The 26,582-nt window shown below is 45.8% G+C and carries 21 protein-coding genes and 4 tRNA genes; 16 read left to right on the top strand and 9 right to left on the bottom strand.

The genetic code is table 11. The features are described from left to right. Positions 1-7: 7 nt before the first annotated feature. Positions 8-628, top strand: coding sequence for an L-threonylcarbamoyladenylate synthase (locus LZU85_RS09740; RefSeq protein ID WP_176297546.1), 621 nt, complete (start codon positions 8-10; stop codon positions 626-628). A 166-nt stretch (positions 629-794) separates the two neighbouring features. Next, on the top strand, positions 795-1,775 hold the full coding sequence (gene rluB / locus LZU85_RS09735) for a 23S rRNA pseudouridine(2605) synthase RluB (protein ID WP_176297547.1): 981 nt from the start codon (positions 795-797) through the stop codon (positions 1,773-1,775). Positions 1,776-1,822: 47 nt separating this feature from the next. On the opposite strand, the gene LZU85_RS09730 is transcribed toward rluB, so the two are convergent. Then, positions 1,823-2,143: an HI1450 family dsDNA-mimic protein gene (locus tag LZU85_RS09730; RefSeq protein ID WP_176297548.1), complete on the bottom strand. Its 321-nt coding sequence runs from the start codon at positions 2,141-2,143 to the stop codon at positions 1,823-1,825. Positions 2,144-2,146: 3 nt separating this feature from the next. Then, on the bottom strand, positions 2,147-2,713 hold the full coding sequence (gene efpL, locus LZU85_RS09725) for an elongation factor P-like protein EfpL (RefSeq protein ID WP_176297549.1): 567 nt from the start codon (positions 2,711-2,713) through the stop codon (positions 2,147-2,149). A gap of 233 nt (positions 2,714-2,946) precedes the next feature. Between efpL and LZU85_RS09720 the strand changes: the two genes are divergently transcribed. Next, complete coding sequence (locus tag LZU85_RS09720; RefSeq protein ID WP_176297550.1) at positions 2,947-3,714, top strand: nucleotidyltransferase family protein; 768 nt, start codon at positions 2,947-2,949, stop codon at positions 3,712-3,714. 149 nt (positions 3,715-3,863) lie between these two features. Then, positions 3,864-5,966, top strand: coding sequence for a PTS sugar transporter subunit IIC/EAL domain-containing protein (locus tag LZU85_RS09715; RefSeq protein WP_237286966.1), 2,103 nt, complete (start codon positions 3,864-3,866; stop codon positions 5,964-5,966). A 21-nt stretch (positions 5,967-5,987) separates the two neighbouring features. Here the strand turns inward: LZU85_RS09715 and LZU85_RS09710 are convergent, their stop codons facing one another. Further along, a complete protein-coding gene (locus tag LZU85_RS09710) occupies positions 5,988-8,357 on the bottom strand; it encodes a DNA polymerase II (protein ID WP_237286965.1) in 2,370 nt (789 codons plus the stop codon). A 356-nt stretch (positions 8,358-8,713) separates the two neighbouring features. Between LZU85_RS09710 and uvrY the strand changes: the two genes are divergently transcribed. The 10 genes from uvrY (at position 8,714) to nspC (ending at position 18,406) form a co-directional block, all read left to right on the top strand. Further along, a complete protein-coding gene (uvrY, locus tag LZU85_RS09705; RefSeq protein WP_011080857.1) occupies positions 8,714-9,358 on the top strand; it encodes a UvrY/SirA/GacA family response regulator transcription factor in 645 nt (214 codons plus the stop codon). A gap of 1 nt (position 9,359) precedes the next feature. Further along, complete coding sequence (gene uvrC / locus LZU85_RS09700; protein ID WP_225485959.1) at positions 9,360-11,192, top strand: excinuclease ABC subunit UvrC; 1,833 nt, start codon at positions 9,360-9,362, stop codon at positions 11,190-11,192. A gap of 46 nt (positions 11,193-11,238) precedes the next feature. Next, entirely contained in the window at positions 11,239-11,796 is a 558-nt protein-coding gene (gene pgsA, locus LZU85_RS09695; RefSeq protein ID WP_176297554.1) for a CDP-diacylglycerol--glycerol-3-phosphate 3-phosphatidyltransferase, read from the top strand. A gap of 266 nt (positions 11,797-12,062) precedes the next feature. Further along, positions 12,063-12,136, top strand: a tRNA-Cys gene (locus LZU85_RS09690). Positions 12,137-12,139: 3 nt separating this feature from the next. Continuing rightward, a tRNA-Gly gene (locus tag LZU85_RS09685) sits at positions 12,140-12,215 on the top strand. A 60-nt stretch (positions 12,216-12,275) separates the two neighbouring features. After that, a tRNA-Leu gene (locus LZU85_RS09680) sits at positions 12,276-12,362 on the top strand. A gap of 25 nt (positions 12,363-12,387) precedes the next feature. After that, positions 12,388-12,463, top strand: a tRNA-Gly gene (locus tag LZU85_RS09675). 591 nt (positions 12,464-13,054) lie between these two features. After that, positions 13,055-15,934, top strand: coding sequence for a pyridoxal phosphate-dependent class III aminotransferase (locus tag LZU85_RS09670; protein WP_176297201.1), 2,880 nt, complete (start codon positions 13,055-13,057; stop codon positions 15,932-15,934). 15 nt (positions 15,935-15,949) lie between these two features. Continuing rightward, a complete protein-coding gene (locus LZU85_RS09665; RefSeq protein ID WP_011080853.1) occupies positions 15,950-17,194 on the top strand; it encodes a carboxynorspermidine synthase in 1,245 nt (414 codons plus the stop codon). 78 nt (positions 17,195-17,272) lie between these two features. Next, positions 17,273-18,406, top strand: coding sequence for a carboxynorspermidine decarboxylase (gene nspC / locus LZU85_RS09660; RefSeq protein ID WP_237286964.1), 1,134 nt, complete (start codon positions 17,273-17,275; stop codon positions 18,404-18,406). Between the two features lie 60 nt (positions 18,407-18,466). Here nspC and LZU85_RS09655 read toward each other — a convergent pair whose 3' ends face one another. Next, the gene (locus LZU85_RS09655) at positions 18,467-18,979 is read right to left on the bottom strand and encodes a glycine cleavage system transcriptional repressor (RefSeq protein WP_176297203.1); all 513 of its coding nucleotides are present in this window, start codon (positions 18,977-18,979) and stop codon (positions 18,467-18,469) included. A 191-nt stretch (positions 18,980-19,170) separates the two neighbouring features. Continuing rightward, entirely contained in the window at positions 19,171-20,094 is a 924-nt protein-coding gene (locus tag LZU85_RS09650; protein ID WP_176297204.1) for a DUF3943 domain-containing protein, read from the bottom strand. A gap of 159 nt (positions 20,095-20,253) precedes the next feature. Here LZU85_RS09650 and LZU85_RS09645 point away from each other — a divergent pair, with 159 nt between their 5' ends. After that, a complete protein-coding gene (locus LZU85_RS09645; protein ID WP_237286963.1) occupies positions 20,254-21,489 on the top strand; it encodes a CinA family nicotinamide mononucleotide deamidase-related protein in 1,236 nt (411 codons plus the stop codon). 102 nt (positions 21,490-21,591) lie between these two features. On the opposite strand, the gene yfaE is transcribed toward LZU85_RS09645, so the two are convergent. From yfaE to nrdA, 3 genes are all read right to left on the bottom strand, one after another. Further along, entirely contained in the window at positions 21,592-21,870 is a 279-nt protein-coding gene (gene yfaE / locus LZU85_RS09640) for a class I ribonucleotide reductase maintenance protein YfaE (RefSeq protein WP_237286962.1), read from the bottom strand. Further along, positions 21,870-23,003: a class Ia ribonucleoside-diphosphate reductase subunit beta gene (nrdB, locus tag LZU85_RS09635; RefSeq protein ID WP_011080847.1), complete on the bottom strand. Its 1,134-nt coding sequence runs from the start codon at positions 23,001-23,003 to the stop codon at positions 21,870-21,872. Before nrdB ends, yfaE begins: the two co-directional genes overlap by 1 nt. A gap of 80 nt (positions 23,004-23,083) precedes the next feature. Beyond that, positions 23,084-25,366, bottom strand: coding sequence for a class 1a ribonucleoside-diphosphate reductase subunit alpha (nrdA, locus tag LZU85_RS09630; protein ID WP_176297207.1), 2,283 nt, complete (start codon positions 25,364-25,366; stop codon positions 23,084-23,086). Positions 25,367-25,634: 268 nt separating this feature from the next. Between nrdA and LZU85_RS09625 the strand changes: the two genes are divergently transcribed. Continuing rightward, a complete protein-coding gene (locus LZU85_RS09625; protein WP_237286961.1) occupies positions 25,635-25,778 on the top strand; it encodes a hypothetical protein in 144 nt (47 codons plus the stop codon). A gap of 55 nt (positions 25,779-25,833) precedes the next feature. On the opposite strand, the gene ubiG is transcribed toward LZU85_RS09625, so the two are convergent. Continuing rightward, entirely contained in the window at positions 25,834-26,541 is a 708-nt protein-coding gene (gene ubiG, locus LZU85_RS09620; protein ID WP_237286960.1) for a bifunctional 2-polyprenyl-6-hydroxyphenol methylase/3-demethylubiquinol 3-O-methyltransferase UbiG, read from the bottom strand. Positions 26,542-26,582 lie beyond the last annotated feature (41 nt).

The raw sequence follows: 26,582 nt of genomic DNA, 5'->3' as shown, positions 1-26,582 counted from the left end.
AATTACCATGAGCCAGTTTTTTTACGTTCATCCAGAAAACCCACAGGCTCGCTTGATTAATCAAGCCGTAGCAATCATTCGAAATGGCGGAGTGGTGGTGTATCCAACCGATTCAGGATACGCGTTGGGCTGTCAATTAGAAAACAAGCAAGCATTAGACAGAATTTGCCAGATCCGTCGCTTAGACGAAAAACACAACTTCACACTGTTGTGCCGTGACCTTTCAGAGTTGTCCATATACGCACGCGTGGATAATACGGCGTTTCGTTTGTTAAAGAACAACACCCCTGGTCCTTACACCTTTATTTTTAAAGGGACCAAAGAAGTGCCGCGTCGTTTGATGAACGCTAAGCGTAAGACCATAGGTATTCGTGTACCCGATAACCGTATCGCCCTAGACCTGCTTGATGCGTTGGGTGAGCCACTGATGTCTACATCATTGATTTTGCCAGGCAAAGAGGTAACGGAAGCCGATCCAGAAGAGATCCGCGATAAACTTGAACACGCGGTTGATGTGATTCTTAACGGGGGTTACTTGGGCGAGCAACCAACGACGGTGATTGACTTTAGTGAAGGTGATGCGGTTGTTGCGCGTATTGGCGCAGGTGACCCAACGCCATTTGAATAATTTTTAGAGGAAAGATAGATCACTCGTACACGAGTCTTTTCTCTTACATTGGATTTTTTTTTCACTTATAATTATCGGCCCGATTCCGAGCATCGGGTCGATATTGAAAACGGGTCTAGCTTGGTAAGACAACGACGTCTGAGAAGACGACAATTTAGGTAGATAAATGAACGAAAAATTACAGAAAGTTTTGGCACGAGCTGGTCATGGCTCACGTCGTGAATTGGAAGCATTAATCAAATCAGGACGTGTGAGTGTGAACGGTGTTGTCGCAAAACTGGGCGAACGACTGGAAGATGAGCAGGCTGTCGTGCGCATCGATGGTCATGTTGTGTCCGTAAAAGCTCAGGAAGAGGTGATTTGCCGTGTATTGGCATACTACAAACCTGAAGGTGAGCTATGTACGCGTCACGACCCAGAAGGCCGCCGTACTGTATTTGACCGTCTGCCAAAAATTCGCGGTTCTCGCTGGATCTCTGTGGGCCGTCTTGATGCGAACACCTCTGGCTTGCTGCTTTTTACCACTGATGGTGAATTGGCAAACCGCCTAATGCATCCAAGCCGTCAGGTTGAGCGTGAGTACCTTGTTCGCGTTTTCGGTGAAGTCAACGAACACAAAGTCCGTAATCTTGTAAATGGCGTAGAGCTCGATGATGGCTTAGCACGCTTTGAAGATATCGTTTACACGGGCGGCGAAGGCATGAACCATACCTTCTACGTGGTGATCAACGAAGGTCGTAACCGTGAAGTTCGTCGTCTTTGGGAATCTCAAGATTGTACTGTAAGCCGTCTAAAACGCGTTCGTTATGGTGACATCTATCTTGATAAGAAGCTGCCTCGTGGTGGTTGGATGGAGCTTGAGCTGAAAGATGTGAACTACCTGCGTGAGTTGGTTGAGCTTCGTCCGGAAAAAGAGACCATGATTGAGCTGAACAACTCATCACGTAAGCGTGACCGTGCACGAAGCCAAAAAATTCGTCGTGCGGTGAAGCGTCACGAAGAGCGAGTGAGTACGCCAAAAGGTCGCAGTAACAATGCGGCAAGACGTAAACCGACGAAAACGGCAACGCCAACAAGCGGTAGTGGTAAGCCAAGTAAAGCGGGTAGTCGTCCTCAATCGGGTAGCCGAACAAAGCCTCAACGCTAAAATGACTATTAAAAAGGCTTGCCATTGGCAAGCCTTTTTTGTTGGTGCTAATCTCGTTTCCAGAGAATGTGACAGAACTTTTGTTCAGGATCTCGGCTGATCAGTAGACGAGCAAAAACATCGTCCAACACATCATTTTCTTCGTTTACAAGGCCGATGCGAACTTCTGCATACGTTTCTTGGTCAACATCAAAACCCACGTGGCTCGCCCAATCGTCACCAGTATCAACCAGTTCAGCAGCACCGCGATCATCAAACTGTGCAGTAAACAAAATGACATCTGCTGGCTCAAGGTTATCGGGTGCCATCTCCAAAAAGATGTCGTAAGCGGCGTCTATCGCATCATCGTAAGAGATTAAATCCGCCATGACTTACGCTCGGCTCATGTACTTACGTTCTGCCGTGTTGATGATTACACGATCACCCGTTGCAATGTACTCAGGAACTTGAACAACAAGACCTGTCGATAGGCGAGCTGGTTTAGTACGAGCAGATGCAGAAGCACCTTTGATTGATGGGTCGGTTTCTTCAATCACAAGTTCAACAGATGAAGGAAGCTCTAGGCCCACAGATTCGCCGTCAACTAAAATAATATGGATGCCTTGTGTGTCTTCGTTAATGAACAGAAGATCATCTTCAACATCGGCGTGCTTAAATACGTATTGTGAGTAATCCGCGTTATCCATAAAGATATAGTCGTCGCCGTCAACGTAAGAAAATGAGACTGCTTTTTTGTTCATTTCGACCGTTTCTACAACGTCATCAGACTTGTAACGCTCTTCAACGCGAGCGCCTGTCGCTAGATCGGTACAACGCATTTTGTAGATCTTAGATCCACCACGGCCACCTGGCGTTGTTACTTCGATATCTTTAACCAGAAGAGTTTTGCCGTTAGATTCGATTGCAAAACCTTTTTTAATTTCACTTGCCTTTGGCATATCTGTTCCTATAGCGTTTTTAGAGTTGCTCAAAATCGCCGAATTATATACCCAACTTGTGCTAACTTGCGAGTACTCACAATGAATAACTTGTCTAATTGTCGCCCGAGATCGTACTCTTTTAGAGACTCTGTGGTCATTGAGCGCTGTGTATTCTCTGTGAGGGCTTGATTCCATGTATGAGCTAGGCGAAGATTGGGCGTTCCCCCAAATACAACTCTATTAATTGATTCATGACTTTAGCTGTTATTGACCCCAAGCAACCTTTTCAACCCACATTTGATCCTGTCGTCAGGGATGCCTTAATGTGTCTTAAAAGTGCACTAGGCACCAACCTACACAGTCTTTATGTCTATGGCAGTGTCGCGAGGAAAACCGCAAAAGAAGGTCAATCGAATCTCGACTTAGTTTTGGTGACACATCATCCTTTTACTGATCAGCGTGCTACTGTGCTAAACACGTTAAAATGGCGAGTGCAAAAGAGTTTTCCTCAAGTGAGCGGCGTGTCGGTCAAAACGGCAGAGGTGAGAGATATCGCCTCGCTGGACAGTCTATTTACTTGGGGGTTCATGTTAAAGCATTGCTGTGTTTGCATTTATGGTAGCGATTTAGCGGAGTGTTTCGGCGAATACATACCCAGTTGGGAGATTGCCAAACATTGGAACATGGATGTAGAAGATTGGTTGGCAGTGTATCGCAACAAAATTGTTCGCGCGGCATCCGCTGAGCAACAAGTTCAAGCCCAAAAAATCATCGCCAAAAAGCTGCTAAGAGCGAGCTATTCGTTGGTGATGTATAAAGACCAGAATTGGTATGATGACCCGTTAGAATGTGGTCGTCACTTCGTCAGATATTTTCCTGAGAAAGAAGTAGAAGTGCGACGTCTTGCGATCCTATTGTCAGGGAAAGTTATTCCTAAGCGCTCTGTTCTTGGGCTGTTAGATGGTTTCGGTGAGTGGCTGGTGAAACAGTATCAAAAAACAGAGTTTAAGATAGGGTAGCGCTGTTTAAATTTGTCCGCCTAGGTTTTGGCGTTCTACAAAAATTCGGACTCTCAATAAGAGCGAGTTTATCTTCTTAAGTAAATTCTAATGAAGGTTGCCGGTTCTGTGCTAGCTTTATAAATGTGGAGTTAGTACAGGACATGCTCATGGACAAGCAAACGAGCTTATCGGTCGCTGCGGTTGGTCTAAACCTCAGAAAATTGGCGAAAACACTCGGCCCTTCATTGCAAGCGATACGTGAGGGGATGATCTGGCTGATACCGTGCCTTATGTTATCCGCTTTTGCTCTTTTTTTTGCCAGTATGGGTGAGTTTATTGGTGGTGGGCGCAGCGGCTGGATCAATGCGCTTTATCAAGTACACAATGCTATCGCCAGTTTTTTTCCCTACCTCATGACGGCTACGATTTCCTATGTTTTAGCGATGCAGTGGAAACTCGCGCGTCCACCGATGGCGCTACTCTCCATTATTTTTCTTTTGATTGTTGGGGAAACGATGCCAGAAGATGAAACATTGAAGATGTTTCATATTGTGATGGCGATCGTTACTCCTCTCTATGCCGTTCCCATTCTTGCTCATTTGCTGCATGTACCCCAGCTTCGGATTACCAGTTCAGATAGTGGTGGCAAGTTGGTCAAAGAGTCACTCAATTTGGTTTTACCAGCACTGCTGACCGCCTTTATTGTTGTCATCATTAACTATTTTCTTTTCAATGTACTGAGTTTTGGTAGTGATTTGCAGATAATTGACTTGGATTATGCTAATCAACCGTTTGAGTTCGGTGTCGTGTTTGCTGCCTTAAACTCGGTTTTGTGGTTTCTAGGCGTTCATGGCTACTACGCTTTGTTGCCATTGGTTGATCTTCTTCAGCACGCAAGCGCATTAAATTACGCGACCTTTATCGCTGGTGGAGAAGGGCAGTATCCAATGAATCTCTCGATGATGGGGACCTTTGTGTTTATTGGGGGAAGTGGCGCGACACTTTCGTTGGTGGTCGCTATGTTGCTTTTCGCTCAGCAGAAAAGTCTGAAATTGATAGCGTTAGCGTCGATTCCAATTGGTCTTATTAACGTAAACGAAATTCTGCTCTTCGGTTTGCCGATCATTCTCAACCCACGCATGTTTTTGCCATTCTTCCTCACACCCGTTGTACATGTGATCACGACATTACTCGCTATTCAAAGTGGCATTATTGATATCCCAAGTGCCAATGTGCCTTTCAATGCGCCTATTATTATTAATGCATGGCTTGCCACTTCCGGTGATATGGCTGGTGTGATGCTGCAATTATTCAATATCGCTATTGGTGTGCTGATTTACTATCCCGCCGTTAGGAATCTAAACCGCCTTTACAGAAACCGCGAAATCAAAATTGATTTCCTCGATACGGTTTATGTGCGAAGACGAGAAGAGGCTGACACCCTGAAAGATGATCCCATTGCAACGGCCAATGATAGGGCTCGTCGTGCACAAGAAGTAGAGAAACGCTTGGAACATATTGGTAGCAAAGAGTTCTGTCTGGAATACCAACCTCAGATATCCCACCAAACTGGTCGAGTCGTCGGATGTGAGGCGCTGATTCGCGCGATAGAACCCGATGGCACTTTGGTCTATCCCGGCTCTTTTTTGCCTTGGCTTGAAGAAGCAGAACTCATGAAGGATGTAGACCTATGGGTTTTAAAAACCGTGGTGGCAGACATCCAGCACTGGAATCGTGAGGGGCTTTATGTACCCGTTAGTATTAATCTAACGCCAAGTTTTCTGTCGGACTTGGAATGCATGGATAAGCTTGAACACATTCTCTCTCCAGTAGCGTCTCAAGTTCATATCGAAATTACGGAAGAAACGTTACTGGTCGATGAACAAGTGTTGGCTCATTCGTTTAATCTGCTGCATCAAATGGGTGTGGCGGTTTATATTGATGACTTTGGTACTGGTTTCTCCTCCTTGTCTTATCTCAATCGATTTGAGGTGGATGCGATAAAAATTGACCGCTCGTTTGTGTTGGCTTTAGATAATGATAAGGGGAAAAAGGTCTTTATGAGTTTGCTTTCGGTTGCAGAGCAACTTGACTTGGATGTGGTGATTGAAGGCGTGGAGTCACAACAGCAATTGAACCACATTCCTCACAAAGATAACATTTCGATTCAAGGATGGTACTACAGCCGTTCACTGCAACTGAAATCCTTCGTCCAATATTGCATAAACGCCAATCACATTAAGCCGGTAGTGGAGATAGAGAAACTCTAGTTTTTTGTGCTGGAAAACAGATCAAAAGAGGCCCAATTGTGAATCCGACAGTTGAGAGAAGTCTTTACCAATAAAAGGTAGAATGGCATCGGCAACCGGTTTGAGCTGTTTATCGACATAATGTTGGTAGTCGATCGCGCTCGATTGGTATTCCTTGGGTTCTGGCCCGTTGAGCGTAATGAGATACTCAATACGTGCTCGATTTTGATATTGAAGTGGGCGCCCTAAGCGCTCATTGATTTCGTCTGCCATTCTTGCCGCCCGAACTTGAGGCGGGACGTTTTTCTGATAGTCGCTGAGTTTTCTGCGTAAGCGTTTTTGATAGACCAGCTCATCATCAAATGCACCCGCGCGAGTTTGTTCAACCATCTCACGCACATAGTCCGTTGGATCTTGGTCGTGAAAGATCATCATATAGAGTTGGTGCTGGAAACGTTGTGCTAATGGCGTCCAGTCCGTTCTCGCACTTTCTAAGCCTTTAAACACGATTCGCTCTTCGCTACCTTGTAGAATCAATCCTGCATACCGTTTCTTCGAGCCTGTTTCGGCACCACGGATGGTTGGCATCAAAAATTTGCGATAGTGGGTTTCGTACTCAAGTTCAAGGATCGAGTTTAAATTGAACTCTTGCTCAAGATGATGCTTCCACCATTGGTTAATCAGGCTGACCAATTGGCGACCAATCGCATCGGCTTCTGGCTGCTCGAAACGACCATTGAGCGAAACAAAGGTTGAGTCCGTATCGCCATATATGACTTGATAGCCCTGTTGTTCAATCAGCAGTTTTGTCTGCTTCATGATTTCATGTCCGCGCATCGTGATGCTTGAGGCCAACCGAGTATCAAAAAAACGGCAGCCCGATGAGCCAAGCACCCCATAGAAAGAGTTCATGATGATCTTAATTGCTTGAGAAAAGGCCTTGTCGTTGTTGCGTTTCGCGACATCTCGAGCTTGCCACAATGTTTCGATCATCTCGGGCAGGAAGTGTTTAGTGCGATGAAATTGACCACCACGAAAGCCCGGAACGGCTTGGTGAGTCGCTTTGCCACTTTCTAATTTAAGCCCTTCAACTAACCCAAGTGGGTCGATCAGAAACGATCGAATAATCGATGGATAAAGACTCTTAAAATCGAGCACTAAAACAGAATCGTAAAGTCCGGGCAGTGAGTCCATGACGTAACCACCGGGGCTTGCAACCCAATTTTCAGGCTGCAAATTGGGCGCGATGTAACCTGCACGATGCAGTTGCGGTAGGTAGAGGTTGGTAAAGGCCGCCACAGAGCCCCCGACGCGATCAAGTTCGACGCCCGTTAATTTAGATCGTTCAATCACGTACTCAAGTAAGTGAGTGTGAGCAAAAATTCGATTCACCAAGACGCAATCTTGTAAGTTGTATTTCGCGAGGGAAGGCTTGTCGTGGCGAAACATGTGATTAATTTCGGCCATGCGATCGTGCACATTGTGAATCGCTTTACCTTCGCCCAATAGTTCTCTTGAGACCGATTCGAGTGACCAAGAGCGGAAGTGATACGTTGCGGTTTTAAGCGTATCAATGCCATCTAGGACAACGCGGCCGGGAATGGTAATAAATGCCTGTTGGCTTTGGCTCGATGAGCGGAAATAGCTAGTTTGGTTGCCTCGGCCGAGAGTCAGTTTCAACTGATGCCACTCTGCGCGCTTTTGCAGTAATCGAAAGTCAAAATCAATGACGTTCCAGCCGACGATAACATCTGGGTCAAATTGCTCAAACCAAGCAATCAAAGCAAGCAGTAATTGTTTTTCATCTTGGACCCACTGAATGGGTGTGTCGGCCGCTTCGGGCTCACCAATCATGATCACTCGGCTATCCATCGGGCTATCTAAACCGATGGAATAAAGAATCCCTTTTTCTGAGCACTCTAAATCGAGTGAAACCACTTTAAGCGTTGGCGTGTAATCCCCTTGCCGACACTTGGCATTGGTGACTTGAACATGGGCATTTTGCGTTTTAAAAGTACCGGTAAACGCCAAAGATCCGCGGATAAAGCGTTCCATTAAGTAGCGATCGGCAAGGCGAATGTCTGACTCCAACACCGTAATGTCGTGTTGAGTAAGTAATGATGAGAGGGTATAAGCATCTCGATTGGTTTGACAGTAACACGCTGCCATAGGGGTGTGTGAGAAGTCTTTCAATGGAAGAGGTTTGAATTCCACTTTAACATCGGGATGGTGTTCACTTGCTAAGCGTTGGGCATCTTCACGCTGAGTATCATCGATGAAAAAAACCGGTTTCTCACCATCAATAAGCAATTGGTGCGGCCCATCTTCTGTTGAGAGCCACAGTTCAATTTGAGTGCCTGAAAAGCGATCGCGTGCATGTCGAGTTAAGACAAAACCGTGAGTGATGGTCAAATCCGAATTCCAATTAAGAACAACTGCCCTGATGTTAGCAAATTGTCACTCAAACGCGTGAAATTAAGTGGTTTTTCTTGCACGTTTGCTTAAAGTTTGTACGCCTAGAGCGTGATAAATATGATGGAGATAAAATTCCTGGCGATTGCTCCGAAGTAAGTGTCTCCTTTTAAAAACAAAATTGTTAGAGTGACCTTTGATATTTGCGCTCGCATCCAATAAGTCCTTGCTAAAGTTTGCGTTTCGGCACATATTCATAGAAGGCATTTTCAGAGTAAATGCGGTAATATAGGCAACTGTACTGATATCCACACTTGATGTGGAACAGAGCCAATTAATAGTGTGGAGATACAAGTTTGATCAATGTTTTCCTTGTAGATGATCACGAGCTGGTTCGCACAGGGATACGACGTATTATTGAAGACGTCCGTGGAATGAACGTAGCAGGAGAAGCTGATAGCGGTGAGAATGCGGTAAAATGGTGTCGTAGCAATCATGCAGACGTCGTTTTAATGGATATGAACATGCCTGGTATTGGCGGCTTGGAAGCTACCAAGAAAATTTTGCGTGTTAATCCAGATGTAAAAATCATCGTCTTAACTGTTCATACGGAAAATCCGTTTCCAACTAAAGTGATGCAAGCGGGGGCTTCTGGTTATTTGACCAAAGGCGCTGGCCCAGATGAAATGGTGAATGCAATTCGTATTGTCCACAGTGGGCAACGTTATATTTCACCAGAAATTGCGCAGCAAATGGCGTTAAGCCAGTTTTCGCCTGCGTCCGAAAACCCTTTCAAGGATCTGTCTGAGCGCGAGCTTCAGATCATGATGATGATCACGAAAGGTCAGAAAGTGACAGATATTTCTGAGCAGTTAAATCTCAGTCCTAAAACTGTCAACAGCTATCGTTATCGTTTGTTTAGCAAGCTATCGATTAATGGTGACGTAGAGTTGACCCATTTGGCGATTCGCCACGGAATGTTAGATACCGAGACTCTCTAGTGTGACTCAAATTTTTGATTCGGTGTCTTTTCTCAAGACAGTCACTCATCAGCCTGGCGTTTATCGTATGTATAACGCCGAGGCTGTTGTTATTTATGTCGGTAAAGCCAAAGATCTCAAAAAACGCCTCTCAAGCTATTTCCGCAAAAAAGTTGACAGCGAAAAAACCAAAGCACTGGTGAGTAATATTGCCAAAATTGATGTGACCGTGACGCACACCGAAACGGAAGCGCTGATTCTTGAGCATAATTACATTAAGCAATATTTGCCGAAGTATAATGTCCTGCTGCGAGACGATAAGTCTTATCCCTATATTTTCCTTAGTGCCCATCGCCATCCTAGGCTCTCTCTGCATCGTGGTGCTAAGAAGAGAAAAGGCGAGTATTTCGGACCTTATCCGGACTCAGGTGCAGTACGTGAAACCTTGCACTTGATCCAGAAAATTTTCCCGGTGAGACAGTGTGAAGACACCGTTTATGCTAACCGAACGCGTCCTTGTTTGATGTACCAGATTGGTCGCTGTGCGGGCCCTTGTGTCAGTAGCGTCATTTCTGATGTCGACTATGCAGAGCTGGTGGGTTACTTACGTCTATTTTTACAAGGTAAAGATAACCAAGTTCTAGAGCTCCTAGTGCAAAAAATGGAGATTGCGAGCCAGCAACTTAAGTTTGAGGATGCGGCAAAATTTCGTGATCAGATCCAAGCGATTCGTCGCGTTCAGGAACAACAATATGTTTCGGAAGATAGCCAAGAAGATATGGATGTGCTCGGTTTTGCACAAGAAAATGGCATTGCATGCATCCATATCTTGATGATTCGCCAAGGTAAGGTACTGGGAAGTCGCAGTCATTTTCCCAAGATTCCTCAAAACACCAATGCGCAAGAAGTGTTTGATAGCTTTTTGACGCAATACTATTTGAGCCACAACGAAGCTCGGACGATTCCATCGCGCATCATTCTAAATCAGGAACTGGCTGCGGATGTTGAGGCGATTCAGTTGGCGCTCAGTGATGTCGCTGGGCGGAAAGTACAATTTCATACCTCGCCATCAGGGTCACGTGGTCGTTACCTCAAATTGTCCAATACCAATGCGCTGACGGCAATGACGACCAAAATCAATCATAAGATGACGATTAATCAACGCTTTAAGGCGTTACGTGACGTTCTTGCGATGGACTCGATTGCTCGCATGGAGTGTTTCGATATTTCTCATACCATGGGCGAAAGCACGATTGCCTCATGCGTGGTGTTCAACAGTGAAGGCCCGGTTAAGCAAGAGTATCGTCGCTACAACATTACCGGAATCACTGGTGGTGATGATTATGCAGCCATGGGGCAAGCTCTAGAGCGTCGTTACGCCAAACAACTGGATGTCGAGAAAATTCCAGACATTATTTTTATTGATGGTGGTAAAGGGCAACTCAATCGAGCGCACGAAATCATCGCGCAATACTGGGGAGATTGGCCGAAGCGGCCCGTGATGATCGGCATCGCAAAAGGAGTCACTCGTAAACCAGGTTTGGAAACTTTGATTACGGTTGATGGCGATGAGTTTCATCTACCAAGTGATGATCCGGCTCTACATTTAATCCAGCACATCCGTGATGAGAGCCATAATCATGCCATCGCAGGGCACAGAGCGAAGCGCGGAAAAACGCGTAAAACGAGTGCGTTAGAGGGCATTGAAGGCGTAGGGCCTAAACGACGTCAGGCGCTGTTGAAATACACAGGGGGCTTACAAGAGCTCAAGCGTGCAAGTGTTGAAGAAATCGCCAAAGTGCCGGGCATCAGTCACTCTTTGGCAGAAATTATCTATCAAGCATTGAAACAATAGTGAAAATCCAGCACCATTAGCGCGCAAAGTGTAAGAGAATAATAATATGCGTTTGAACATCCCCAACATATTGTCATTGATGAGATTATTTCTCATCCCTGTGTTTGTCGTAGCGTTTTATCTTCCCTATTCATGGGCTCCTTTTGCTGCGGCAATGGTGTTTTGGGTTGCCGGTTTTACCGATTGGCTTGATGGGATGCTAGCAAGAAAACTCGGTCAAACGTCGCGTTTCGGTGCGTTTATTGATCCAGTGGCGGATAAAGTACTAGTGGCGACCGCTTTGATTTTGATTACCGAACATTACCATTCCATCTGGGTAACGATTCCAGCCGTGACCATGATTGCAAGGGAAATCATCATTTCAGCACTGCGTGAGTGGATGGCAGAAATTGGTAAGCGAGCCAGTGTTGCGGTTTCTTGGGTGGGTAAGGTAAAAACCGTGAGTCAAATGTTTGCGCTTTGGGTACTAATCTGGCGTTATGACGACTGGATGATCTGGTTAGGCTTTGGTGCATTGTACATTGCCACTTTCTTAACATACTGGTCGATGGTGCAGTATTTGACGGCTGCGAAAGATGACCTATTAAATGAAGAACATCACTAATACAGAGAAAGCGGGCGCAAGCCCGTTTTTTTATGCTTGAAATTCCTAAGTGTTTACCAAGAGCAGACGACGCAAGCTTAGGATTATTCTAACTATCTTCTCTTCTTTTTAGATAAAAGCTGCCTTTAAAATAAGCAATTTGCAGTGTTTAGCACATTTTGTGCTCAAACGATTTAAAAAACAAAAAAATAGTGTTGACTCGATCTGATGAATGGGTAGAATGCATCCCGTACCCAAGAGAGGAAAGCTTCTTAAAGGTCATGTAAGGCGCGTTGGCAGAGGGGCTATGCAGCGGATTGCAAATCCGTGGACCTCGGTTCGACTCCGGGACGCGCCTCCATTTGCGACACTAGCTCAGTTGGTAGAGCGCAACCTTGCCAAGGTTGAGGTCACGAGTTCGAACCTCGTGTGTCGCTCCAAATTTAAAGATATGGCGTTAAGCGATATCGAGATGGCGAAGGCCGTAACAAGTTTTGTGTGCCCTGGTGGTGAAATTGGTAGACACAAGGGATTTAAAATCCCTCGACTTTCGAGTCGTGCCGGTTCAAGTCCGGCCCGGGGCACCATTTAATTTCGTTCGTAAGAACAAATGCGACACTAGCTCAGTTGGTAGAGCGCAACCTTGCCAAGGTTGAGGTCACGAGTTCGAACCTCGTGTGTCGCTCCAAACATGAAAGCTCAGCAGCAATGCTGAGCTTTTTTGTTTTCACCAATTCTTGAGGCTGATGTCGCCCGCGTAGCATTGTTTCCTCTCGTTTCTTTTTGTTCCGCTCTGTTGTTGTGTTTCATAGTGCGAGCTAATCGGCAAAATTATTAGTAAAACTTGTTGCCAGTTGATTTCTTATTGTGCTAAATTCGCGCGCAATCTCGGACGGTAGTTCTGGGGGACACGCGTAGTGACCATTCAAGCTGATTGTGACACTGCGTAGGGTAGGTATCGATAAAACCTTTTGTCGATAGACGGGATACTAATGTTGCTTAAGCAGCGGCATGTAAATGGGAAACCCAACGTTGAACTTTTTTAATAATCTCTCATTAATCAGCTTCATACTTCCTAAATGCCCTGTTTTGCAAAACAGAAGCATTACCGAGCCTTGATTTTAAGACCGACGCTATCACCATTTTTTTAGATGGTTGCTATTCCGTACCCGTTGTTTTGACGTTAATCGGAAGGCTTGGTCATGTCCCGAACACGTACTAAGAATTGCTGAGTGCGCGAGGGGGCGAGAATCATTTTTTTTATTTCAAGGGAAAATGTATGAGCACCGCCTTTGAAGTCGATACGAAAACTATCGCGACAATTTTTTCTTCTCAAGTTCCTGTTGTTGAGGGAATCTATGATTTAGCGCCAGATCAAGTGTTACTTGATCAGGCTGAACACGAGTCAGAAGTACGTTCTTACCCACGTCGTCTGCCCATCGCTATTAAGCAAGCCTATGGCTGTTTAGTGGAAGATACTCGTGGTCAAATCTTTTTGGACTGTCTTGCTGGTGCGGGTACGTTGGCTTTGGGTTACAACCACCCGGAAATCAATCAAGCGCTAAAAGAGCAATTAGATTCTGGTCTCCCGTACCAAACTCTGGATATTGCGACGACAGCAAAAACCCACTTCATCAAATCAGTGAAAGCCTTCCTACCTGAAGAGCTCGGCAACAACTGTGTGATCCAGTTCTGTGGCCCATCTGGTGCGGACGCTGTTGAAGCGGCCATCAAGCTGGCGAAACAAACCACAGGTCGCAACACCATGTTTGCTTTCCGCGGCGCATACCATGGTATGACTAACGGTACCATGGGTATGATGGGTAACTTGAACACCAAGGCTCGTCGTACTGGTTTGATGTCGGATGTGCATTTTATGCCTTTCCCATACAGCCTACGCTGTCCGTTTGGGCTGGGTGGTGACGAAGGTGCAAAAGCGAGTATCCGCTACATCGAACGTCTTCTTAACGATGATGAGGCGGGTATCATGAAACCTGCAGCAATCATTGTTGAGCCTGTTCAAGGTGAAGGCGGTGTCATCCCTGCTCCAGCGTTTTGGTTACGTGAACTTCGTCGTATCTGTGACGAACACGGTATGCTATTGATTTTCGACGAAATCCAGTGTGGCGTCGGCAAATCAGGTTATCACTTCGCGTTTGAAGAAGCGGGCATTGTTCCTGACGTATTGTGTCTATCTAAAGCCATTGGTGGTGGTCTACCAATGTCGCTACTAGTGATTAACAAAAAGCATGACACATGGCGTCCGGGTGAACACACAGGTACCTTCCGTGGTAACCAGCTCGCGATGGTTTCTGGTGCAAAAGCGCTTGAAATTATCACGCGTGATAACCTTGTTGAACACGCAAATGTGGCAGGTCAGTACCTACGTCACGGCTTAGAAAAAATTCAACAACGCGTGGATTGTATTGCGGAAGTTCGTGGTAAAGGCTTGATGCTTGGTGTCGAGATCCGTAAGCCAGGCACAGAACTGAACAAATTTGGTGAGCCTGTTTCTGATGGAAAATTGACTCTTGCCATTCAACGTGCTGCGCTAGAGCGCGGTTTGATGGTCGAGAAAGGCGGTCGTGACGGTTCGGTTATCCGTTTCCTTCCTCCTCTGATCATCTCTTTTGAGCAGCTTGATTTTGCCCTACGCATTTTGGAAGAAGCGATTCTCGCTGCCGGTGGCAATTTGAAAGCTGTTGAAGAAAATGCCGAGTGGAAAAAACACTTTATCCACACAGGTGTAAACGGCAGTAAAGAGTTCGCCTCGGTGATGAACCACACTACTGCGGCACTAAAGGACGCGTTTGAAGAAGTGGATGCACCGTACTCAGGTATGGATCCGAAAGCGTTAGAATCTGCGATTTACGCGGTTGATCTAGACAACAAAAACGCGCCTCTAAAAGAGATCATCGACGAAACAACAGAGCTCGTTGTTAAGAACTCTATCTTTACTCAGCACCCTGACTGTATCGCGCATTTGCACACGCCACCACTAATGCCAGCGGTGGCTGCAGAAGCAATGATCGCGGCACTGAACCAATCAATGGATTCATGGGATCAATCTTCATCAGCTACTTACGTTGAACAGAAAGTAATTAACTGGCTGTGCGACAAGTATGAGTTGGGTGCGAAAGCAGACGGTATCTTCACCAGTGGCGGTACTCAAAGCAACCAAATGGGCCTAATGCTGGCTCGTGATTGGATTGCAGACAAGTTGAGTGGTCACTCAATCCAGAAGCTTGGTCTTCCAGATTACGCTGACAAACTGCGCATTATCTGTTCTAAGAAGTCGCACTTCACAGTGCAAAAATCCGCTTCTTGGATGGGCTTGGGCGAAAAAGCCGTTATGACCATCGATGCACACTCAAATGGCACAATGGATGTGACTAAGCTGGAAGCCGCGGTAGAGCAGGCGAAAGCTGAAGGTTTGATCCCATTTGCTGTCGTGGGTACAGCAGGTACGACAGACCACGGTGCGATTGACGATTTGAACACCATCGCGGACGTGGCAGAAAAACACGATCTGTGGATGCACGTTGACGGTGCTTACGGTGGTGCTCTGATTCTGAGCAGTCAGAAAGCGCGCTTGAAAGGCGTGGAGCGTGCGCAATCAGTGAGTGTTGATTTCCACAAACTGTTCTATCAAACAATCAGTTGTGGTGCTGTGCTTGTTAACGACAAGCAGAACTTCAAGTTCTTGTTGCACCATGCCGATTACTTAAACCGCGAACACGACGAACTGCCAAACTTGGTGGACAAATCGATCGCAACCACTAAACGTTTTGACGCTTTGAAAGTTTTCATGACGATGCAAAACGTAGGTCCGAAAGCGCTAGGCGCGATGTACGACCACATTCTAGGTCAAACACTTGAGGTGGCGGACTTAGTGCGTAATACAGAAGGCTTCGAGCTATTGGCTGAACCTTCACTATCCACTGTCTTGTTCCGTTCCACTCTAGGTTCGGATCTGGATGAGTTGAATAAAACGCTGAGACTGGAGGCACTGACTCGCGGTGTGGCAGTCCTGGGTGAAACAATCGTAGATGGCAAAACAGCGCTGAAATTCACGATTCTTAACCCATGTCTGAAGATGTCAGATTTTGAATCTTTACTATCTAAAATCAACACTCTAGCGGCTGAGCTAGCGCAATAAAGGTAACGGAAAACTATGGCAATTTTACAAATTGGTGCAGGCGGCGTAGGCTGGGTAATTGCACACAAAGCAGCACAAAACAACGATGTTCTAGGTGACATTACTATCGCTTCTCGCACTTTAGACAAGTGTGAAAAGATCATTGAGTCGATTCATGGTCGTAACAACCTGAAAGATTCAAGTAAGAAACTTGAAGCTCGTGCTGTGAATGCTGACGATGTGGACTCGCTGGTTGCACTAATTAAGGAAGTAAAACCTGATTTGGTTATCAATGCAGGTCCTCCTTGGGTAAACCTGACCATTATGGAAGCGTGTTACCAAGCGAAAGTGTCTTACCTAGATACATCGGTAGCGGTTGATCTATGTAGTGAAGGTCAGCAAGTACCAGAAGCTTATGACGAGCAATGGAAATACCGTGCTAAGTTCGAAGAAGCGGGCATCACGGGTATCCTTGGTGCAGGTTTCGATCCTGGTGTTGTTTCTGTTTTCGCTGCGTATGCAGTGAAGCACCTATTTGATGAGATCGACACCATTGACGTGATGGACATCAACGCAGGCGATCACGGTAAGAAATTTGCAACCAACTTTGACCCAGAGACGAACCTATTGGAAATCCAAGGGGATTCTTTCTACTGGGAAAATGAAGAGTGGAAGCGCGTTCCTTGCCACACTCGTATGCTAGAGTTTGATTTCCCGAAATGTGGCAACTTCAAAGTGTACTCAATGGCGCACGATGAAGTTCGCTCGCTGAAAGAGTTCATTCCTGCTAAGCGCATTGAATTCTGGATGGGCTTTGGTGATCGTTACCTAAACTACTTCAACTGCATGCGTGACATTGGTTTGTTGAGTCCAGAGCCACTAACACTCCATGACGGTACGGTGGTTCAGCCTCTGCAAGTATTGAAAGCGATGCTGCCAGATCCAACGTCTTTGGCTCCAGGTTACACCGGTTTAACGTGTATCGGTACTTGGGTTCAAGGTAAGAAAGACGGCAAAGAGCGTAGCGTGTTTATCTACAATAACGCAGACCACGAAGTCGCTTACAAAGACGTCGAGCACCAAGCAATTGCCTACACCACAGGTGTTCCTGCGATTACTGCTGCACTGCAGTATTTCCGCGGTGCTTGGGCTGAGGCTGGCGTATTCAACATGGAACAGTTGGATCCAGATCCGTTCCTAGAAACCATGCCAGCTATCGGCTTGGATTGGGATGTGCTAGAGCTAGCTCCTGGTCAACCAACGATTCATACACTGAAGTAAGCCTTTCGCTGTATTATTCAGTCCTATCTTCAAGCCGGTGCGTTGCACCGGCTTTGTTCAGTTAAAGTGATGATAAATATGAACAAAGAGCAATTGAAAACACCATTTTTCATGATTGACGAAGCAAAGTTGATCCAAAACCTAGAGATTGCTAAGCAGTTAAAAGAAATTTCTGGGGTTAAATTGGTATTGGCACTGAAGTGCTTCTCTACTTGGGGTGTATTCGACATCATCAAACCTTACCTAGACGGTACGACGAGCTCAGGCCCGTTCGAAGTGAAGCTAGGTTATGAAAAGTTTGGTGGCGAAACACACGCTTACAGTGTGGGTTATAGCGAAGATGATGTTCGTGAAGTCGCGGATCTGTGCGATAAAATCATTTTCAACTCACAGTCTCAGTTAGCTGCGCACCGTCATATCGTTGAAGGCAAAGCGTCTGTCGGTCTGCGTTTGAACCCGGGTGTGAGTTACGCAAACCAAGATTTGGCAAACCCTGCTCGCCAATTCTCACGCTTAGGTGTACAGGCTGATCATATTGATCCGGCGGTATTTGATAGCATTAATGGCGTGATGTTCCACATGAACTGTGAGAACAAAGATGTGGACGCCTTCATCGCGCTACTGGATTCCATCTCTGAGCGTTTCGGTGCTTATCTCAACAAACTTGATTGGGTCAGCATGGGTGGAGGCGTGTTCTTCACGTGGCCAGGTTACGATGTAGAAAAGCTGGGTCTAGCGCTGAAAGCGTTCTCTGAGAAGCACGGCGTACAGATGTATTTAGAGCCAGGTGAAGCAATCATCACTAAAACAACCGATTTGGTTGTGACGGTGGTGGATTTGGTTGAAAACGGCATGAAAACGGCGATTGTGGATTCAGCAACAGAAGCACACCGCCTTGATACGCTGATCTACAAAGAACCAGCATCAGTGCTTGAAGCATCAGAAAATGGTGAACATGAGTACGTGATTGGTTCTTGTTCATGTTTGGCTGGTGACCAATTCTGTGTGGCTAAGTTTGACCAGCCTCTGCAAGTTGGCCAGCGTCTGCACATTCTTGATAGTGCAGGTTACACCATGGTGAAACTGAACTGGTTCAACGGTTTGAAGATGCCTTCCGTATACTGTGAACGCACCAATGGTGAGATTCAGAAACTCAACGAGTTTGGTTACGAAGACTTCAAGCGTACATTATCTCTATGGTCGGTACAGTAAGTCCGGTTATATAGATAAGATAATAGAGGAGAGCAGCCAGTTGGCTGCTCTTTTTGTTTGTTAAGACTCGATAATCACGCGAGTGTCTTCACTCAAGGATTCTAGCTCGTTGGCGACGTCTTCTATGTCAAGCTCGACAGGTAATTTAATCGCCATATTAGCGGTAAATAAACTCGAGCTTACACCACCACCGCCAGCAATGAATACGCGTTGGCAGTCCATATCAAGAATGCTGATGCCTTGATTGTCAAGCACGTGAGTAATCTCATTGACAATACCGGCACGATCATTCGAGTCGAGACGAAGTTGGAAGATGGTTTCTTTGTCGTGAGCAGTTGAATCTGAATCAACAAACTGAACAATCAAATCTGGGTGAGAGCTGAAGGCATCTTTAACGGTTTGAACGTGCTGTGATGGCATGTCAATTTTAATCACTGCGGCCACTTGGTCTTCAATGAAGTTAACCTTACTGATGAGCCATTTTCCCCCATTTTCATGAGTGATCGCCGCTAACTGTTTGATTGTTGTTGGCGAGGCTCTGCCAACGAAATTAACGATGAATAGACTGTTCATAACTTCCCCCTAGCACATCAAGCAACTTGTTGATTCAAAGAAATAATCTTTCTGTGTTCAGTGTAGAAGCTATCGATGCTGGCTAGGTTTGACTAAGGTCAAGTTTTTTAATTAATCCTTAAAGTGGAGTGACAAATTCAATCCTCGGACACAAAAAAGCGACCGGATGGTCGCTCTATGTAAGAAGTGGCTTAAAATGTGACTTTGAAATCAAATCCGTAGAACTGATTGTCGTATGCGTAGCCTGAGTCTAAAGCAAACTTTGCGGCATCTTGATTGCCAAACCAAGGGTTAGAGACGAAATTCACTTCGGCACTTCCTCCCCACGCATCAGTGACCCAATAATGAATATGGCCTACAGGGTTGAGGAAAAACAAGGAAACATCACCCATGGTCGCTGAGCCGAGCACTTCACCACCATTGGCGATAATGTTCTGCTCAGTTTCGAGCATGATTTCACCGACTACCGCACCGAAGAATGGTGTGATGAAAAGGTCCTGCCAAGATGGAATTTCGGCAAACGCTTCGACGCCATATTCCCAAAAAAAGGCAGACATAACAGAAGAGTAGAGAAACGATTCGAACTCATTGTATCCGGCGTGGCGTGCAGCAGTGTAGTAGACACCACCAAAATATGGGTGCATGACATAGTTTAAGAAATGCTCGTCTCTGTCCCAAATAGGGCCATCTGATACATTGTCTTTCCATTTTGAACCTAAATTGCTAAGGTTGCGCGCTTCGTCATCCCACTTGGTGATACTCTCAGGCAGTAAGGTCATCAGACCAACTGTCGCGACACTCAGACCAAGGATTGTGTAAGTTTGGCCCATCAAATAGTCCCAGTCTTTATCTTGCGGGACAATGTAGTGCTTAGGTTGCTTACCTGCGTCTAGATTCAACTCGTTGTTCGATTCATCTAAAGATAGCATCGGAGTAGACTTGTAACTATACAGGTTGTCGTTAGCGCAGTACTCTTGAAGACAGTTTGTGGTGTAAGAAAAATCTATGTGCTTACTGAAGTCATATTGTTCGGAAGCAGATGCAGAAGCGCTCAGGATGAGTCCGCTTAAAACTGTAGTTTTTAAGATTTGCTTTGACACAAAGGGTCTCCACATTGTGGTTAGATGATCAAGTTCACAATTATCCCTTAAAGTCGGGGATATGGGAACAGTAATCCGTCATTTAGCCGAAACAATTGGCATATAAGTTCGGTCTAACTCAAGCTGAACTGCTCCAAGAGAGAGTAAGGCTACATATTTTAAGGAACTTGATTCGTGAAAATTGCTATGTTGAGTACGGGTGAAGAAGTCCTTCACGGTGACATTGTCGATACCAATGCTGCTTGGCTTTCAAGCGTGATGTATGAGCAAGGTTTTGCCCTGACTAAGCGTTCGACGGTCGGGGATCAAATGAATGCCTTGGTCGAAGAGCTACTTATGCTGAGCTTTAACAATGATGTGGTCATCGTTAATGGTGGCTTAGGGCCAACCACGGATGATATGAGTGCGGCAGCGGCAGCCAAAGCCGCCGAATGCAAAATTGTGCTGTTTAAAGCGTGGTTAACTCGCATGGAAGAGATGTACCGTGAGCGCAATCGCCCTATGCCAGACAGCAACCTCAAGCAAGCCATGTTGCCTGAAACAGCCGAAATTGTAGACAACCCGATCGGTACGGCTTGCGGCTTCAAGATGCACATCAATGATGCCCTGTTCTATTTCACGCCGGGTGTTCCACGTGAATTTAAAGTCATGGTGGAAACGCAGATTTTGCCGGATCTCAAAGTCCAGTGGCCAAACAATGAAGCGTATCAATGTAGCCGGTTGTATACGTTTGGGCTGTCTGAGTCGGGAATTTCTGACAAGTTAGACGCACTGAAATTGCCACAAGGCTACGAGTTAGGTTACCGCTCAAGTTTGCCATTTATTGAAGTGAAATTGTTTGGACCAAAAGATGCCCTTGATGAGCGCGTCAAAGTGATGCAATTGATCTACAAATTACTGGAAAGTAACGTAGTGAGCGTGGACGAGCCGATGCTAGAACACATTGGCCATATGTTGAAAGAGAAAGACTTAACTTTAGCGACGGCAGAGCAGAGCAGCTATGGTTACTTAACCAGTTGGCTGCAATCTGAGCAGAATATTGCGGAGCAGAGTGGTCATGGCTGGGTGCTTTCGGCCAAAGGCAGTGAGACCATCGATCACAGTAATCCGCTTGCTGCAGCTTTTGCTTTAGCGGGTGCGACGCGTGAAAAATGCGCGACAGACCTTGCTTTGGTGACCGGTAAACTCAACGGAAAACAATTCTCTGTGGCTTTATCATCGCACGGTGGTGAGTGGGGGATGGTGCTAGAGTTAAATCGTGAGTATGCGCGAAAGGAAGCGAATAAGGTGATCAGCACGGTCGCGGTGGATGTATTGCGTCGTTATTTAGAGAAGAAACCCATGTTTGGGGACTATTTTTCCGTCACGAAAGTCAAAGAAATGTTTGTACCGAGCAGTCTAGTGAAATAAATATGGTGAGTTAAGCGCGATTTGTTTTTGTTCACACGTCCACACAGAAAGAAAAAGAGCCAGCATATTTTTGCTGGCTCTTTGTTTCTTGGTCAAAAAAGACTAAGCACGTTTTTCTTTTAGGACATAATTGACGTCACTCAATACCACATCTGTTTTCGCGCGGCAGATACACGGCAAAATCTCATTGCCCTGCGTATAGGCCATGGCAAAACCCACATACTCCACTTCGCCAGACTCAAGCTTGCAACGACATGCACCACAGTGCCCGTCACGACAGTTATATTCTGGTTGCAACCCTGCTTGTTCCATCGTTTCCAAAATGGTGTTGGATCGATTGGATTCAATGCTGCGTAGTTTGTTGATGCGGATTTTTGACATTAGAGTTCAAAGCCCTCAAAATCGTCAGAGTGAACTTCGTTGTCAATTTGGCCTACCAAGTAAGAGGAAATTTCCGCTTCTTGTGGTGCCACTTGCACGTTGTCAGAAGACAACCAAGCATTGATCCAAGGAATTGGATTCGAGGTTGCATTCGGATACGCCACTGGAAGGCCAACAGCTTGCATACGAATGTTGGTAATGTATTCAACGTACTGACAAAGAATGTCTTTATTCAGGCCAATCATTGAGCCATCTTTGAATAGGTATTCTGCCCATTCCTTCTCTTGCTCAGCCGCTTCTTTGAACAGATCAAAACACTGTTGCTTCGCTTCTTCTGCAATTTGCATGAAGGAGAAGTCATCTTGACCATTGCGCAGTAGGTTGATCATGTGCTGAGTGCCGTTAAGGTGCAGGGCCTCATCACGAGCGATCAGCTTGATGATTTTTGCGTTGCCTTCCATAAGCTCACGCTCTGCGAAAGCAAATGAACATGCAAAGCTCACGTAGAAGCGAATGGCTTCGAGCGCGTTAACGGACATCAGGCACAAGTAGAGTTTTTTCTTCAGTTCATACAGGCTAACTTTAATGGTTTCGCCATTCACCACGTGCTCACCTTCGCCAAAGCGGTGGTAGTCGTTGGTCAATTGAATCAAATCATCGTAGTAGTGCGCGATGTCTTTCGCACGCTTAAGAATGTGTTCGTTTTCGACGATGTCATCAAACACGACACTTGGATCATTGACGATATTACGAATGATGTGCGTGTAAGAACGAGAGTGAATCGTTTCAGAGAAAGACCAAGTTTCAATCCATGTCTCTAGCTCAGGAAGAGAAACTAACGGAAGCAGTGCCACGTTCGGGCTACGGCCTTGGATCGAATCAAGCAGCGTTTGGTACTTCAAGTTTGAGATGAAGATGTGCTTCTCATGATCAGGCAGTTTGTTGTAGTCAATGCGATCGCTTGACACGTCGACTTCTTCTGGGCGCCAGAAGAAAGACAATTGTTTCTCGATCAGCTTTTCAAAGATCTCGAACTTTTGCTGGTCGTAACGTGCAACGTTAACCGATTGGCCCAAGAACATCGGTTCTTTGAGCTGGTCATTTTTAGTTTGGTTAAAAGTACTGTAAGCCATGATGCCTCAATTCCTTTTAACCTCCCCTACAGGGGAGGCATTCGATAGTCTGTATTGGTTTCGATTATGAGTGGGGAAGATTAAATCTTACAACCGCCGCCTGCACAATCGTCATCTTGTGGTTGAACTGCGTCTTTTTGCTCATCTTTCGCGCCATCACGGGTGTTATGGTAGTAAAGCGTTTTTACGCCAAACTTGTACGCGGTGAGCAAATCTTGAAGCAGCTTCTTCATTGGTACTTTGCCGCTCTCATAACGAGCAGGATCATAGTTCGTGTTTGCCGAAATGGCTTGGTCAACGAACTTCTGCATAATACCAACAAGATGTAGGTAGCCATCGTTTGAGCCGATGTTCCACAACAGCTCATAGTTGTTCTTCAACTCGATGAAGTCAGGCACAACCTGCTTCAAAATACCGTCTTTCGATGCTTTGACCGACACATAACCACGTGGTGGCTCGATACCGTTCGTCGCGTTAGAAATCTGAGAAGAGGTCTCAGAAGGCATTAGCGCGGTGAGTGTCGAGTTACGTAGACCATGTTCCATGATCTCAGCACGCAGTGCATCCCAGTCGTAATGAAGGGGTTCATCACAGATCAAATCGATGTCTTTCTTGTACGTGTCGATCGGCATTAAGCCTTTTGCATAGTTGGTTTCGTGGAACAGTGGGCACTTACCTTGTTCTTTCGCCAATTCAACCGACGCTTTCAATAGGTAGTACTGAATCGCTTCAAACGTACGGTGAGTCAAACCATTGGCACTGCCATCTGAGTATTTCACACCGTGTTTGGCAAGGTAGTAAGCGTAGTTGATCACACCCACACCCAAAGTACGACGGTTCATCGTTGATTTGTACGCCGCTGGTAGTGGGTAATCTTGATAATCAAGCAGTGCATCCAGAGCACGCACCACCAATTCCGACAACTCTTTTAGATCGTCAAGTGTGTTGATTGCACCAAGGTTGAAAGCAGACAAGGTACAGAGCGCGATTTCGCCTGAATCATCTTCAACGTTCGCAAGCGGTTTGGTTGGCAGCGCAATTTCCAGACACAAGTTTGATTGGCGAACTGGTGCCACTTCCGCATCAAACGGGCTGTGTGTATTACAGTGGTCCACGTTCTGAATGTAAATACGGCCAGTAGACGCACGCTCTTGCATGAGCAAGGTAAACATCTCTAGCGCTTTTACCGTCTCTTTCTTAATTGACGGATCGTTTTCGTATTTCACATACAGACGTTCAAATTCCGCTTGGTTCTCGAAGAACGCATCGTAAAGCCCAGGTACATCTGACGGAGAGAACAGCGTGATGTTACCGCCTTCAACCAGACGTTGGTACATCAGTTTGTTCAACTGAACACCGTAATCCATGTGGCGGACACGGTTTTCTTCAACGCCACGGTTGTTTTTCAGTACCATGAGTGAGCGAGCTTCGCCGTGCCACATTGGGTAGAACACCGTTGCTGCACCGCCACGGACGCCACCTTGAGAACAGCATTTTACGGCAGTTTGGAAGTACTTGTAGAACGGAATACAACCCGTGTGGAACGCTTCACCACCGCGAATTTCAGACCCCAAAGCACGAATACGACCAGCGTTGATACCGATACCCGCACGTTGAGAAACGTAACGTACGATAGAGCTTGCTGTCGCATTAATCGAATCCAAGCTGTCACCACATTCAATCAGAACGCATGAGCTGAACTGACGAGTCGGTGTACGCACACCAGACATGATTGGCGTTGGTAGCGAAATCTTAAAGGTCGATGTCGCATCATAGAAGCGCTTAACGTAATCTAGACGCGTCTCTTTTGAGTATTTTGCAAATAGGCAAGCAGCTACCAAAATGTACAGGAACTGTGCACTTTCGTAGATTTGGCCACTTACGCGGTTTTGTACGAAATACTTACCTTCCAGCTGCTTTACTGCCGCATAAGAGAAATCGAGATCACGTTTGTGATCAAGGTACGCATCCAGTTCATCGAGCTCTGCTTTGGTGTAATCTTCAAGGATATGCTTGTCGTATTTGCCCATATCAACGAGGCGTGCAACGTGATCGTACAGCGTTGGTGGCTCATATTGACCATATGCTTTTTTACGCAAGTGGAAGACCGCAAGACGAGCCGCCAAATATTGGTAATCTGGCGTCTCTTCAGAAATCAAGTCAGCAGCAGATTTGATGATAGTCTCGTGGATATCGCTTGTCGTGATGCCGTCATAAAACTGAATGTGAGCGCGCAGTTCTACTTGTGAAACGGAGACGTTATTTAGGCCTTCGGCAGCCCAAGTAATTACTCGATGGAGCTTCTCTAGGTCGATGTTTTCTTTACGGCCATCACGCTTAGTGACGGTAAGTTGTTGGTTCATTCTGCTTTCTTTCCCTAACAAAACTGATAAAAGCCTTATTTTTGAGTGTTTCTATTGAAACGACTGTAAATTTCTTCGTGGCTTTGTGATCAAAGTCTATCTACATATTGTAGTTCAAACACAACATATAGGGGTACTATTGTTTTCGGGTTACAAGATAGTGCTATTGGCATCGGTTTTCAAGGCACAGTCTCTGGATGACTTGTGGATAACTTGCAAAATTACAAAAAACTGTAAGTAGACACTTACCGATGAGAAAAGAGCACACTTGGATGAAGAAAAGTGTGTTTTTTGGATTGGTTTATTCTTAACCGCAAACGAAAATATTTTTCTTGATCTTTATGCGCTTTTGTATGCGAAAAACGGCGTGATTAAAATGGAATCGCCAGCACAAAAAACGTGCATGCTTTAGCTAAAAAAGGCAGTAGTTTTGTGCTACTGCCTTTAAAAATAACATTCACTTTACTTTAAAACTTCTGAGTGTGAACGATGTAATTGACATCAACATTGTGCCCTAATTTGTAGGTGTCGCTCAGAGGGTTGTAGTGCAACCCAGTGATGCCTTGTTCACACAAATCGGTTTGGTCGATCATCTTAATCAGTTCAGAAGGACGGATAAACTTGTTATGGTCGTGTGTCCCTTCGGGAACGATTTTCAGGAGTTTCTCGGCGCCAACAATCGCAAACAGATACGATTTGATATTGCGATTTAAGGTAGAAAAGAACACGTGACCACCAGGCTTAACCAGTGCGGCACAAGAACGAATCACAGACAGTGGGTCGGGAACGTGCTCTAGCATTTCCATGCATGTCACAACATCATACATTTGCCCATTTTCAGCAGCGTGATCTTCAATGGTGCTTTGGATGTACGTGAGTTTGGTACCCGTTTCAAGCGCATGCAGGCGAGCAACCTCAAGGGGTTCTTTGCCCATGTCCAATCCCGTTACAATAGCGCCTTCTTTTGCCATGCTTTCGGCTAAGATGCCACCGCCGCAGCCGACATCGAGCACTTTCTTGCCAAATAAACCATCTGCTTTTGACAGTACGTAATCCAGACGCAACGGGTTGATTTGGTGAAGTGGCTTAAACTCACCTTCCAAGTCCCACCAGCGAGAAGCCATGTCTTCGAATTTTTTGATTTCGTTTGGGTCAACGTTTTGTGTTTTAGTCATAAGCGCTGCTCTGGATGATTCTGCTTCCTTGAAAATAGGAC

Origin of the sequence: Vibrio floridensis (assembly GCF_021852965.1) — a bacterium.
Taxonomy (GTDB): domain Bacteria; phylum Pseudomonadota; class Gammaproteobacteria; order Enterobacterales; family Vibrionaceae; genus Vibrio; species Vibrio floridensis.
Note: the sequence above shows the minus strand (reverse complement) of the source record. Positions and strands in the feature narration are given on the sequence as shown.